Source organism: Polynucleobacter sp. 39-46-10, assembly GCF_002282275.1.
The window spans coordinates 1-13126 of record NZ_NCJB01000054.1; the positions used below are offsets into that span (position 1 = coordinate 1).

14 protein-coding genes are annotated in these 13126 nt (G+C 46.4%); 9 read left to right on the forward strand and 5 right to left on the reverse strand.

From position 1 onward, the window contains the following. From rfbB to waaC, 5 genes are all read left to right on the forward strand, one after another. The coding region (gene rfbB, locus B7X71_RS06470) for a dTDP-glucose 4,6-dehydratase (protein WP_293600381.1) at positions 1 to 824 on the forward strand (824 nt) is incomplete at its 5' end. 7 nt (positions 825 to 831) lie between these two features. Further along, on the forward strand, positions 832 to 1794 hold the full coding sequence (rfbD, locus tag B7X71_RS06475) for a dTDP-4-dehydrorhamnose reductase (RefSeq protein WP_293597233.1): 963 nt from the start codon (positions 832 to 834) through the stop codon (positions 1792 to 1794). A gap of 25 nt (positions 1795 to 1819) precedes the next feature. Continuing rightward, positions 1820 to 2743, forward strand: coding sequence for a glucose-1-phosphate thymidylyltransferase RfbA (gene rfbA, locus B7X71_RS06480; RefSeq protein WP_293597257.1), 924 nt, complete (start codon positions 1820 to 1822; stop codon positions 2741 to 2743). Then, complete coding sequence (gene rfbC / locus B7X71_RS06485) at positions 2740 to 3306, forward strand: dTDP-4-dehydrorhamnose 3,5-epimerase (RefSeq protein WP_293597234.1); 567 nt, start codon at positions 2740 to 2742, stop codon at positions 3304 to 3306. The genes rfbA and rfbC overlap by 4 nt, the downstream gene beginning before the upstream one ends. 41 nt (positions 3307 to 3347) lie before the next feature. Beyond that, the gene (gene waaC, locus B7X71_RS06490; RefSeq protein ID WP_293597235.1) at positions 3348 to 4406 is read left to right on the forward strand and encodes a lipopolysaccharide heptosyltransferase I; all 1059 of its coding nucleotides are present in this window, start codon (positions 3348 to 3350) and stop codon (positions 4404 to 4406) included. A 27-nt stretch (positions 4407 to 4433) separates the two neighbouring features. Here the strand turns inward: waaC and B7X71_RS06495 are convergent, their stop codons facing one another. After that, positions 4434 to 5966 carry a TolC family protein gene (locus B7X71_RS06495; protein ID WP_293597236.1) on the reverse strand — a complete coding sequence of 511 codons (1533 nt, stop codon included), beginning with the start codon at positions 5964 to 5966 and terminating at the stop codon, positions 4434 to 4436. Positions 5967 to 6164: 198 nt separating this feature from the next. Between B7X71_RS06495 and B7X71_RS06500 the strand changes: the two genes are divergently transcribed. Genes B7X71_RS06500 through trmB form a run of 3 tightly spaced genes read left to right on the forward strand, consistent with a single transcriptional unit; the run spans position 6165 to position 8349 of the window. Further along, positions 6165 to 7013, forward strand: a complete 849-nt coding sequence (locus B7X71_RS06500; protein WP_293597237.1) for an undecaprenyl-diphosphate phosphatase — start codon at positions 6165 to 6167, stop codon at positions 7011 to 7013. A gap of 41 nt (positions 7014 to 7054) precedes the next feature. Further along, the gene (locus tag B7X71_RS06505; protein ID WP_293597238.1) at positions 7055 to 7513 is read left to right on the forward strand and encodes a DUF2721 domain-containing protein; all 459 of its coding nucleotides are present in this window, start codon (positions 7055 to 7057) and stop codon (positions 7511 to 7513) included. Between the two features lie 38 nt (positions 7514 to 7551). Beyond that, the gene (trmB, locus tag B7X71_RS06510; RefSeq protein ID WP_363926773.1) at positions 7552 to 8349 is read left to right on the forward strand and encodes a tRNA (guanosine(46)-N7)-methyltransferase TrmB; all 798 of its coding nucleotides are present in this window, start codon (positions 7552 to 7554) and stop codon (positions 8347 to 8349) included. A 45-nt stretch (positions 8350 to 8394) separates the two neighbouring features. Here trmB and B7X71_RS06515 read toward each other — a convergent pair whose 3' ends face one another. The 4 genes from B7X71_RS06515 to ribBA all read right to left on the reverse strand — a co-directional run bounded on the left by B7X71_RS06515 (position 8395) and on the right by ribBA (position 12202). Then, the gene (locus B7X71_RS06515) at positions 8395 to 9873 is read right to left on the reverse strand and encodes an NAD-dependent succinate-semialdehyde dehydrogenase (RefSeq protein WP_293600382.1); all 1479 of its coding nucleotides are present in this window, start codon (positions 9871 to 9873) and stop codon (positions 8395 to 8397) included. A 137-nt stretch (positions 9874 to 10010) separates the two neighbouring features. Continuing rightward, on the reverse strand, positions 10011 to 10520 hold the full coding sequence (gene nusB, locus B7X71_RS06520) for a transcription antitermination factor NusB (RefSeq protein WP_293597240.1): 510 nt from the start codon (positions 10518 to 10520) through the stop codon (positions 10011 to 10013). Between the two features lie 8 nt (positions 10521 to 10528). Further along, positions 10529 to 11044, reverse strand: coding sequence for a 6,7-dimethyl-8-ribityllumazine synthase (gene ribH / locus B7X71_RS06525; protein WP_293597241.1), 516 nt, complete (start codon positions 11042 to 11044; stop codon positions 10529 to 10531). An 18-nt stretch (positions 11045 to 11062) separates the two neighbouring features. Continuing rightward, positions 11063 to 12202 (reverse strand): bifunctional 3,4-dihydroxy-2-butanone-4-phosphate synthase/GTP cyclohydrolase II, encoded by a 1140-nt coding sequence (gene ribBA / locus B7X71_RS06530; protein ID WP_293597242.1) that lies wholly within the window; start codon positions 12200 to 12202, stop codon positions 11063 to 11065. 387 nt (positions 12203 to 12589) lie between these two features. On the opposite strand from ribBA, the gene B7X71_RS06535 reads away from it, so the two are divergent. Continuing rightward, positions 12590 to 13126: hypothetical protein (locus B7X71_RS06535; protein WP_293600383.1), on the forward strand; the 537-nt coding region annotated here is incomplete at its 3' end.

Consider the following 13126-nt stretch of genomic DNA (forward strand, 5'->3'; position numbering starts at 1 on the left):
ATTTTGCTGCTGAGAGCCATGTAGATCGATCGATTCACGGCCCAGCTGAATTTGTGACAACTAATATTGTTGGCACATTCAATCTCCTTGAATGTGCTCGTGAGCATTGGAATGGTTTAGATGATTTGGCGAAGAAGGCATTTCGCTTTCATCATGTTTCTACTGATGAAGTTTATGGCTCCTTGTCTGCTACTGCCCCCGCATTTACAGAAACCCATGCCTATGAGCCTAATAGCCCATACTCCGCTTCCAAGGCTGCCTCTGATCATTTAGTGCGCGCATGGTTTCATACCTATGGTTTTCCGGTCATTACCACCAATTGCTCGAATAACTATGGCCCGTATCATTTCCCAGAAAAGCTGATTCCATTGGTGATTCTGAATGCGCTCAACAGTAAGCTATTACCAATTTATGGTGATGGTCAGCAAATTCGCGATTGGCTGTATGTTGGTGATCATTGCTCAGCGATTCGCGAAGTTTTGGCCAATGGCAAATTAGGTGAGACCTACAATATTGGCGGATGGAATGAAAAGGCCAATATCGATGTGGTTAAAGCCATTTGCGCAATTTTGGATGAGCTAAAGCCTCGTTCTGATGGCAAATCATATGTAGAGCAGATTACTTACGTCAAAGACCGTCCTGGCCATGATCGTCGCTATGCCATTGATGCAAGCAAGCTTGAGCGCGAGCTGGGTTGGCACCCTTCAGAGACCTTTGACACGGGCATCCGCAAGACTGTGCAATGGTATTTGGACAACCCAATTTGGATTGAGGGCGTTGTCAGTGGATCTTACCGTGACTGGCTTTCTAAGCAGTACAACTAAAGAGTCAATGAAGATCCTCGTATTCGGCAAGGATGGCCAATTAGGAAAAGCCTTTCAAGAAGTATTGGAAGTGCGCATCTTGCCTCTGCTTGCTAAGCCCCTGGTTCAGTATGTTGGGCGCTCCGAGTGTGATCTGGCTAATGAAGTAGCCTTGACTCGATTGCTCAATGATTTTCAGCCTCAACTAATTATTAACGCTTCAGCTTATACGGCAGTTGATAAGGCGGAAACAGATTCCGATTTAGCTTTTGCAATCAATGCAAGGGCTCCAGAAATCATGGCTCAATATGCTGCGGATCACAATGCCACCTTCTTACATTACTCCACTGACTATGTATTCGATGGTGGGAAATACGGCTTTTATCTAGAAGATGATTTACGTAATCCATTGGGTATTTACGGTAAAAGTAAAGCTGCAGGCGAAGAGGCGATAGCCCGGATTTTTGCCACTGTTGAAGGCGATGGCCAATATGTGATTTTCAGAACCAGCTGGGTATATGGTGAGGGAAGTAATTTCATTCGCACTATTTTGCGATTAGCTAAAGAGCGTGAAGAATTGAAAATCATTAATGATCAATTTGGTGTTCCCACGAGCGCCAATTGGTTGGCACAAGTGAGTCTGAACTTGGTCTTGGATGAACATGCCCGCTTAAGAAAATTGTCGTCAGGTGTATATCATACGGTTCCTGCCGGAGAGACTACTTGGCATGGTGTAGCGTGTTTGGCTGTAGCGGAAGCTCTGGATGCCGGCGTAACTCTTAAAGCTAATTTAGGAGCTCTCAAACCCATTCCTGCGGTGGAATACCCATTGCCAGCCCCAAGACCCATGAATTCCAGGATGTCGACGGATAAGCTTCATCAGATATTTGCTGATCGGGGTGATGTGTCAGAATTGCAGCATCTGAATCAGCCATGGGATGGGGCCGTCAAAGCTTATGTTGCCCACTTGGCTCGTGATGGACATATTTAGAAAGTACAAGATGACGGTAACTCCAATGAATCGTAAGGGCATTATTTTGGCAGGGGGGTCAGGCACCCGTTTATACCCAGTGACTCAAGCTGTTTCGAAACAGCTCATGCCTGTTTATGACAAGCCAATGGTCTATTACCCATTAACGACTTTAATGCTCGCTGGTATTCGCGATATTTTGTTGATCTCCACACCGCATGACACACCGCGCTTTGCTGAGTTGCTCGGAGATGGTTCTCAATGGGGTTTGAATATTCAGTATTGTGTTCAGCCTTCTCCGGATGGTTTGGCCCAGGCGTTTACCTTGGGTAAAAACTTCGTTGGCAACAACCCAAGCGCTTTGGTTCTTGGGGATAATATTTTCTATGGTCATGAGTTGGTTGATCAACTTGATAGCGCTCACGCGCGTACAAGCGGTGCGACTGTTTTTGCTTATCACGTAAATGATCCAGAGCGATATGGCGTTGTGGAGTTTGATAAAGACTACAAAGCACTTTCCATTGAAGAGAAGCCACTCAAGCCGAGAAGTAGTTACGCTGTAACCGGCTTATATTTCTACGACAATCAAGTGTGCGATATTGCCTCGTCAATTAAGCCGAGTGCTCGGGGCGAACTCGAGATTACTGATGTGAATCGTGTATACCTTGAAAAGAATGAGCTTAGTGTAGAAATTATGGGTCGTGGTTTTGCTTGGTTAGATACTGGTACTCACGATTCCTTACTAGATGCTGCAGGCTTTATTGCCACGCTCCAAAAACGCCAAGGTCTGATGGTTGCTTGCCCCGAAGAGATTGCTTATCGCCAAGGTTGGATCAGCGCTGAGACTGTTCAAAAAGTAGCTGCCCAGTTAAGTAAGAATAGTTATGGCCAATACTTAAGCAAGATTTTGAATGAGCTCAATACCTCAGCTCAGCCTGTCTCCTTATCCCACAAGAAGGTTGTTGGATGAATAGCCCTCTCAAGTTGCAAGTAACACCAACAGCCATTCATGATGTGCTCGTGATAGAGCCACAAGTCTTTGGTGATGAGCGTGGTTGGTTTACCGAGTCTTTTAATGCTCAAGACTTTGCACTGGCTACTGGCTTAAATGTTGAATTTGTTCAAGATAACCATTCTTTTTCTCGTCAGTGGACTTTGCGTGGCTTGCATTATCAGCTAGAGCAAACGCAAGGGAAGTTGGTGCGAGTAGTTGCAGGTAGCGTATTTGATGTGGCTGTAGATATTCGCAAGAACTCGCCGACTTATGGCAAGTGGGCAGGCGTTGAACTGAGCGCCCAAAATCACAAGCAGCTATGGATTCCGGCGGGCTTGGCTCATGGTTTCTTGGTGCTATCTGAAACTGCCGAGTTCCTCTACAAAACCACGGACTACTATCACCCTCAAAGTGAAGCATGTTTGTCTTGGAATGACCCAAGTGTCGGCATCCAGTGGCCATTGCCTTCAGGGATTGCGCCCAATATGAATGCTAAGGATGCAGCCGGTTTATCTTGGGATACTGCACCTAAGTTTTAACTGGATCTAGCTTGGTTTTCAAAAGATAAGATAATGCTCACATGAGCAATATCTTCAACCATTCTCCTTCGGTTGCAACCCCCAAAATTTTGTTGGTGAAACTCTCATCGCTTGGCGATGTATTACATAACTTACCGATTGTGTGGGATTTGCGCGCACGCTTACCGGACGCTCAAATTGATTGGGTGGTGGAAGAAGGGTATGTACACCTCTTGGAGCCCCTATTATCAAGAGAGGGTTTTCGAGGTATTGATCGCATCATTCCCTTTGGGCTGCGCCGCTGGAAGAAAAATCTCTTTCGCTTGGCAACTTGGAAAGAGTTTTTTGTATTTAAAAAAACACTGCAATCCACCACTTACGATGTACTAATTGAAACCCAGGGCTTGCTGAAATCCGCCATTGTGTGCTCTTTAGCTAAGAAGAGTTCTACGGCCGTTATTGCTGGCCTAGCCAATGCTACCGAGTTTTCAGGGTACGAGCCACTTGCCCGATCCTTTTATAACCAATCCGTTCAAGTCCCAACTCAGTGCCACGCTGTGGATCGTTCCCGTTGGATCATGTGCTCCGCTTTGGATTGGCCGCTTTTAGATCGAGCTATTGCGCCGCAGTTTTATCCGCCAAAATGGGTTGCTGGTATCTCAAAGAGTTCTGTTGATGGGCTACATATGCCTTATATCTTGTGCTTTCATTCAACAGCCAGAGAGGCAAAGCGCTGGGCTAATGGGCACTGGGTCGCGCTAGGTAAAGATTTATCTGCTCGGGGATATCAACTGGTTTTCCCTTGGGGTAATGCTGCAGAAAAATTTGTGAGTCAATTGCTTGCTGCACAAATTCCGAATGCTCTTGTCCCGCCCGCTTTCTCTATTGAAGAGGCCTTTTCCGTAATCACTGGAGCAGCTTTAACAGTGGGGGTTGATACTGGCCTGACGCATTTGGCAGCAGTGCTAGATAAGCCTACAGTGGAAATCTACTGCGACTCACCGCGCTGGAAGACTGAGGGTTATTGGTCTGACCGAATTGCTAATGTGGGTGACATTCAAAATCCACCAAGCATGCAAGAAGTTCTGGACGCATCTCTAAAGCTTCTACAACAAGCTTAATTATTTACTACTTTATTTTCACAGTTTTTAACGCAGTAAGGTATTGATAGAGATGAGATCTTCATCTGTGAGTGCTGCCGCATGTGCCTTTAGCTTAATTGCATTTAGGATCGTGTTGTAACGCGCCTGCTGTAATTGCGAGCGAGTTGTAATTACAGTATCCAAGGCAATTAACACATCAATATTAATTAAAGTCCCGACCTGAAATCCTAGCTTGCTAGACTCCAGCGCTGAAGTAGATGAGCGCTCTGCAGCCTCATACGCTTTAACACTTGCCAGGCCGCCATAGAAACCAGTAAATGCTGCACGGGTACTTTGAGCTGCAGTACGGCGTGCATTGTCATAGTTCGCTTTAGCTGCATCTAGTAATGCAGCGTTTTGACGAATCAGCGAGTTGTTGTATCCACCAGAGACCAAAGGAATGGTCATTTGCAAGGCGATCGTATTGTTATAAATATTCGTCTGCGACGGAGTTAAGCTATTGGCTGTTCCGTTGGAAGTGTTGTAGCCCGCTGTACCTACAAAATTAAGAGAGGGATAGTTCAATGCTTGAGAGGCCTTATAAGTGCTTTCAGCTAGATTGACAGATAGCTGACCAGCTAGCACATTGAAGTTTGCAGCCTCTGCTTGATGTATCCAATCTTCTAGAGTTTGGCCTTTTGTCAATTGGGGATTGACGCTATCCGCAATCGGAATGCCATTACCATCTTTTGATTTATAGCGAGAATCCTTGAGAACCCCATCAATCTTCGCTTCTTTCGTGAGTGGCTTTAAAGCGCCGACAGGACGACCAACCAATTGCTCCAATACGCCACGCTTAACAATGAGGTCAGCTTGAGCAGCAATCTCTTGGGAATTGGCTAAATCAAAACCAGCTTGCGCTGTATTCACATCCACAATTGTTGCAAGGCCAGCATCAAACTTTGCTTGAGCAATTTCTAGTTGCTGTTTGATTAAACCCTTTTTATTGCGATAGAGTTCAACGTTATCTTGGCTGGTGAGTGTATCGAAGTACGCTTGTGAAACACGAATAATGAGATCTTGTTGCGCTAAGTAAAAGCGCATATCTGCAATCTTGGTATTGAGGTCACCCTGTTTGAATGCCTCAAATGCAGCCATATTAAAAACAGGTTGGGTCAGAGTAACGGTATAGTTTTTTTGGTCATATACCCGAGTGCTTGGGTAGGCGCTAGCAGGGGCATTACCTGCCGCATGCTGATAGTAACGTGTTCCACCTGGGACGGCGCTAGCCTGTGGAAGCAAGAAGGATAAGCCCTGCCAATAGAGTTCTTTGCTCGCCTGATAGTTAAATCGAGCAGCGTTTAATACGGGATCGCTAAATGCCGCCTCCTGGTATAGACGAATTAAATCAACTGCTTGGCTGGTGTTTACTTCATTGCCACTGACATTGGAGGGGGCTCGGTCAGTAGGAATGGCTTGCTTCGGGATTGCCACCATTTGTGGGGGCACATCCAAGCCAACCGGTGACTGGGTACTAACAGTTGTTGGTAGCGATGGTTTGGCGCCGTTGGCACTTTGTGCAAAGCTGCTAGATGACATTGCGCCAAGTCCAAGCGCCTGACTTAGGATAAGACCAAAAGTAGTTAGCTGGGAGATGTGAAAGCGTGTCGGGATCATCTAATTCGGATACTTTTCAATGTGCCATGCAGTTTAAGGCTTATTTGCATAAATTGGCTTGTTTGAGCCTTATTTTGCCAAATCCAAGGATCTACCTCATCTATCTATAAAATTAGGGCTATGGACATAATTTTGCTAGCAAAAGCGGTAGTACTGGGGGTAGTAGAGGGCTTGACGGAGTTTTTGCCGATCTCTAGTACCGGCCACCTGATTTTGGTTGGCGACTTGCTCAATTTCAATGATGAGCGCGGAAAGGCCTTCGAGGTCATTATTCAGTTTGGCGCAATCTTGGCTGTCTGCTGGGAGTTCCGAGAAAAGCTTTGGAAGGTAGCTTCTACTGTCCGAACAAGCGCGAGCTCTCGACGCTTTATCCTCAATCTATTAATCGCCTCAATTCCGGCAATGGGCCTGGCTTTTATTTTTGGCAAACATATTAAAGCTGTCCTATTCGCCCCCATTCCGGTTGCTAGCGCTTTTATCGTTGGTGCCTTGATCATTTTTTGGGCTGAGCGTCGGCAAGCCAAATTAATCCACTCAGGCAAATCCTATATTCAGTCCGTAGATGACTTAACTCCTTTTGACGCCTTAAAAGTAGGATTAGCGCAATGTGCTGCTTTAATCCCGGGAACCTCTCGCTCGGGCGCAACCATTATTGGTGGCATGTTGTTTGGCCTGCCTCGTGCGGTAGCAACCGAATTTTCTTTCTTCTTAGCTATCCCGGTAATTGGTGGGGCAACTGCATATGAATTGCTTAAGCTTTGGAAAAATCCAGTCTCCCTCTCGGGTGATTTTGTTTGGGCCATTGTGATTGGCTTTATCGCTGCTTTTATCTCCGCTTTTATTTGCGTGCGTTGGTTAATTCATTATGTTGCAGGACATAATTTCATTCCCTTTGCCTGGTATCGCATTGTCTTTGGTGTGCTGGTGTTGTTAAGTGCATATAGTGGTTTGGTTGCTTGGTCTCATTGAGATCACTCTTACAAACATAAAATAAATTGACTGGAATTCTCATGGATGTCTCAATAGACGCAATAACTAACAATATTCAGTTGGCCTTAGCCCCAGTATTTTTGCTTACTGCGGTAGCCACCTTGATTAATGCAATCTCTGCCCGCTTAGCGCGCTCAGTAGATCGTATGCGTGCCATTCAGCATCGCATTCAGGAGGGTGGTATTCAGGATCGGACGATGTTGACTCATATGATGAAAGAAGCGAATGAAGCAAAAGTCCGAGGTCGTCTTTGTACGGCCGCCATTTTCTTTGACGTATTGAGCGGCGTCTTTATCTCCTTAACTGTCCTTGAATTATTTTTCTTCCAGGCGGGTGCAGTACGGTCATTACAAGCTACATATGTTATCTGGACCTTTGTACTGGGATTGATATCGTTTATGACTTCACTTTCGATTGTCTTGGGTGAGGTGGTGTACGCCTACCGCTCAGCAGGCTGGAACACCCCTTTTCCAAAATAGAGTCTAAGAAATTCATAAAGTATGAAAGTATTTCTCTCGTGAATTTTTCAAGAACTGAGCGTATCCGCTCTTTTGTTTTAAGGGCAGGCAGAACCACAGCTGGTCAACAACGCGCGATAGATGAACTGGGTCCCCAGTTTTTGATTCCGTTTCAAGAGCATGCTTTAGATCTTCAGCAAGCATTCAGTGGCTCTGCGAACCCTAAGATATTGGAAATCGGTTTTGGCATGGGTGAGACCACTGCCAAAATTGCTGCCTTACGTGCTGAAGACGATTTCTTGGCAATTGAAGTGCACCCCCCGGGGGTGGGCGCTTTACTGAAATTGATTGGCGAGAATAATCTCACCAATTTGCGTTTGATTCGTCATGATGCTGTTGAGGTTCTGGAAAAAATGATTGCACCCAATTCCTTGGATGGTATTCATATCTACTTTGCGGATCCTTGGCATAAAAAGCGTCACCACAAGCGTCGCCTGATTCAGTCGCAGTTCGTGAAGCTCTTAATCTCTCGTTTGAAGCCCGGAGCTTATTTACACCTCGCGACCGATTGGCACAACTACGCAGAGCAAATGCTATTGGTATTAAATGCGGAGTCAGGCCTAGTAAATACCTCTACTGAGCAAATGAGTATTGAAACTTTTACGCCTGCTGAGGTTGCCAGTGAGAGTGAACTTGCTAAAGAGTCCTTTAAAGAATTCAAGCCCACGCTTGAGCAACTCGATGCTGAGCATCCTGGTTATGTCGAGAGACCTGCCTACAGGCCGACTACCAAGTTCGAAACCCGTGGTATTAAGTTAGGGCATGGTGTGTGGGACTTGGTTTACAGGAAAAAATAAAGCCGCTATTTGAATTAAGCGGCTTTATCAGTTTCTGATATTGGTTTATAGACCAATACAAACATATTTGAGTTCTAGGTATTCATCCATACCGTAGGCGCTGCCTTCGCGACCCAAGCCGGACTGTTTAATTCCGCCAAATGGGCCCACCTCATTGGAGATGATTCCAGAGTTAACGCCCACAATGCCGTATTCAAGGGCTTCAGCAGCTTTCCAGATGCGACCAATATCACGACTATAAAAATAGGATGCCAAGCCAAATTGGCTATTGTTAGCCAGCCTGATGGCTTCCTCATCGCTTTCAAATGGAATGATCGGGGCGACTGGTCCAAAGGTCTCTTCATGGGTAATGAGCATGTCACTAGTCACATTGGACAAAATAGTGGGCTCATAAAAAGTGCCACCTAAAGGGGAGGGCTTACCACCAGCAATGAGTTTTGCACCCTTACTGATGGCATCGGCTACATGCCTCTCCACCTTCTCTAGGGCAGCCTGCTCAATTAGCGGTCCTTGGGTATTTCCAGGCTCCATGCCATTACCTACCTTAATCACTTGAATGGCTTTAGCAAACTTTTCGACAAACTCATCCTGCACTTTTTTATGCACATAGAAGCGGTTCGCGCAAACGCAAGTTTGACCGGAGTTTCGATATTTAGATGCCATCGCACCTGAAACCGCCGCATCAATATCAGCATCTTCAAAAACAATAAAGGGGGCATGACCGCCAAGCTCTAGTCCTAATTTCTTAACCGTAGGGGCGCATTGCGCCATCAAGATTCGTCCAACGTCCGTTGAGCCTGTGAATGATAGGTGGCGTACGGTAGGCGATGCGCAGAGTGTTTTGCCAATTGCAATAGATTGATCAGCATCGGCGGTCAGGACATTAATGACACCTGCGGGAACCCCAGCGCGTTGAGCAAGCTCTGCCAGCGCTAAGGCGCTCAGTGGTGTGAGTTCAGCTGGCTTAATCACAATAGTACAACCTGCTGCCATGGCAGGTGCAATCTTGCGCGTAATCATAGCGATCGGGAAATTCCAAGGTGTGATTGCAACACACACCCCAATTGGCTGCTTCATGACGATCATGCGCTTATCGCTCCAAGTGGTACTTGGAATGGATCCAGTAACCCGCTTGGCTTCTTCAGCAAACCACTCTACAAAAGACGCACCATAGGCTACTTCACCAGCTGCCTCAGTGAGCGGCTTGCCTTGTTCTAGAGTCATGAGGGTGGCGAGATCCTGAGTGTTTTCAATAATCAGATCGAACCATTTGCGCATCACATGAGCGCGCTCTTTTCCGGTTTTGCTCTTCCAGCTTTCAAAGGCATGCTTTGCAGCTTCAATCGCATGCTCAGCATCGTTTGGCTCAAGATTGCTGACATCTGCAATGAGCTCACCAGTAGCGGGATTGTGAACCGCAAAAGTCTTTCCTGAATTGGATTTAAACCATGCACCATTAATGAAAGCCGCTTCATTAAATAGGCTTGGATCTTTGAGTAATTGGCGGATATCTGTTTTCTGCATGATGGGGTCTCTTTAGTAAAGAAGTTATTTTTATTTTATCCCTGAGTGTAGTTTGGATTACCACCCAAAGCTATGGACAAAATAAAACCCCTGGACCTCTTGGAGGCGCAGGGGTGGAGTTTTGAGGATATCTGAGTCTAGCTTGATTGCACTTCAGTGCTGCGTAACTGTTGAGCCAGGAGATCCAATACGCCATTGACGTATTTATGGCCATCAGTGCCGCCAAATGTTTTGGCTAATTCCACTGCCTCATTAATAGCCACTTTGTAGGGAACAGCCAAATCAATAGCCAGCTCATAGGTGCCGATTAGAAGGGCAGCGTGCTCTACAGGAGACAGCTCATTAATAGGGCGATCGAGTGCTGGGGTAATCAGACCCTCTAGCTCATCTGTATGCTCTAGTACGCCAGTAAAAATTCCCTGAAACAAATCATGTTGGCAGCGGCGAAAGCCAGGATCTTCAGCCAACTGCTTGGCAATTGCCGCAGCATTAGGGAGGCTACCTGCGCGACGCATGACCAAGCTTTGATAAACGCCTTGTAAAGCATATTCACGGGCACGACGACGCGGTGTGAGTGAGCGCTTAGGTGCGCTTGGTGCGCTGGGCGTACCAGGAACTGCCTGTGGGCTAGGGACGTTTTTATTCATCTTGGGAATTACTCTTCTGAAGGATTGATTTCAAAATCAATATCGGGAGTAAGGGTTAAAGCCAGGTTAGCCATTTCAACAACCGCTCTTGCGCAGTCTGCGCCCTTTACTTGAACACGTACCTGAGCTTGCTCATCCGTCTCACAGGTGAGAACACCATTAGCGATTGGTAAACCAGACTCAAGGCAAACGCGGGTAATGCCAGCACCAGATTCATTCGATACGAGCTCAAAGTGATAGGTCTCGCCACGGATGATGGCGCCTAGGGCAACTAAACCATCGAACTCGCCTGTTTCAGCTAACTTTTGTAGCGCAAAAGGAATCTCAAGTGCGCCTGGTACGGTGACCAATTTGATATCAGATTGCGACACGCCCAGTTTGATCAACTCTTCAATACAAGCGGTAGTTAAGGCAACGCAATGCCCTTCATTAAAGCGTGCCTGCACAATGCCCACGCGCAGGTCTTGTCCATTCAGGTCGGTAGCTAGAACGCCTACTGCAGATTCGTCATTGGGTGTATTCATTATGTTTCCTGGAATTACTTATTTTTTAGATTCAAATGGGGTATAGCCTGTTACTTCAAGCTTGTATCCGGAAAGGCTAGGCACGGGACTAGGGTTGGCAAGCAAACGCATTTTGCCAACGCCAATATCTTTGAGGATTTGCGCGCCAATACCATAGCTGCGGAAATCAGTTTTGCGCGCCAATGGCTTTTCTGCTGCTTCAGCATGAGTGCCGTTCAATTTATGAAACTGAGCCAACCAGTCAGCATCATTAGGGGCTGCAATGCCGGAGGCATTGAGTAGAACTGCCACGCCAGAAGGTGCCGCTGCTAACTTTTGCAAAGCCTGGGCCAAAGGCCAGGAGTGCGTACTGACATTCGAGTCCAAGAAATCTAAGACTGTGACGGGCTCATGAACACGGACTACGGTTTCTTCAGTTTCTGAAGGCTTACCGTGAACAAGTGCCAAATGCATGCATGAGCTTGGTGTGTCGCGGTAGATAATTCCCTGAAACTTGCCCCAAGGCGTATCAAACTCGCGCTCGCCTTCGCGCACAACAATACTTTCATGCTGGCTACGGTATTGGATGAGGTCAGCAATACTGCCAATTTTTAATTGATGTTCTTTTGCAAACTCAAGCAAGTCTGGCAATCGCGCCATACTGCCGTCATCTTTCATGATCTCGCAAATGACGGCGGTAGGTGAGCAACCAGCCATGGCAGCTAAATCACATCCAGCCTCAGTGTGACCAGAGCGGATTAATACACCACCAGGTTGCGCCATCAAGGGAAAGATATGACCTGGCTGAACTAGATCGTTGGGCTTTGCGTTTGCAGCAACCGCTGTCTTGATGGTGTGGGCACGATCTGCTGCTGAGATGCCAGTAGTAACACCACTGGCTGCTTCAATCGAAACAGTGAAATTGGTGCCCATGGAGGTGCCGTTGTCCCTAACCATTAAAGGTAGGTTAATTTGTTGGCAGCGCTCACGCGTCAGAGTAAGGCAGATTAAGCCACGACCATGCTTGGCCATAAAATTCACGGCCTCTGGAGTGACATGATCAGCAGCAAGCACTAAATCGCCTTCATTCTCGCGATCTTCTTCATCGACCAGAATGACCATCTTGCCGGCTTTGAGCTCAGCAACGATTTCTTCTGTGGAGGCGAGGTTATTTTGCATAGCCCTCTATTTTAAGCTGAGGAGGGGGTTTGAGGCTTCGGGCTGGGATCCTAGGGTCGATATTGGAGCAATATCCAGTTTTTCTGACAGTGAGTGCCCATGAAAGGCCTATTTTTGCCTCTCTACTCTCTAGAAAATGAGCTGTGCTTCCCCTTAATTCAAACACCAAGGCAAATGGATTCATCTTATTAGAGGTTTTGGTGGCAATGAGCCTAGTAGCAAGCAGTTGGATAGGTTTGAGCAATATCTACCAAGTCATGATTTTGCGCTTGGGCCAACTCCAGGAGAAAAGAGTGGAGCTTAGAAAAGAGATGGATAGACATGAGCTCGCCATATTGACTGCTGCGCAACTAAACAACTCAAACAAAATTTCACGAAAGTTAGCGGATGAATCTATTGGAGTGTCTCGTCGGTCTCGCTCTATCCCTAGTCTTGGTCGCACCACTCATCAAAAATAGTGGTGAGTTCATCGCCAAGCAAATTCAGTATGAAAAATCACAGTCTCTGGCTGCAGAAGCAGATCGTGCCCTGGAATTAATTGGGCGCGCTATTCGGATGGCGGGTTACCAGAATGCCAATTCATCGATTGCATCTGCAAGAAAAAATTCTTCTTCAAGTAATTATATTCAGATTCAGAAAAATAATGGTTATCGAGGATCAGATTCGCTGATGGTGAAACAGGAGATTTCTCAAGGGGTGGACTTTGATTGCATTGGTAATACTTTATCAAATGAGCGCACTAAAAATAATTTAGCACAGCAAGGATTTTTAGTAGATCGGCAAGCATCTGCTACCAAGGGTGTAAAGGTCAATGGCGGGTCCTTAATTTGCCAATCACTTGATCGCCAAGGGCGAATCCAAAACACAACCTTAATGAATGGTATTCACCATCTTTCCTTTGAACTGCTTCCAGCTAGTGCTGGC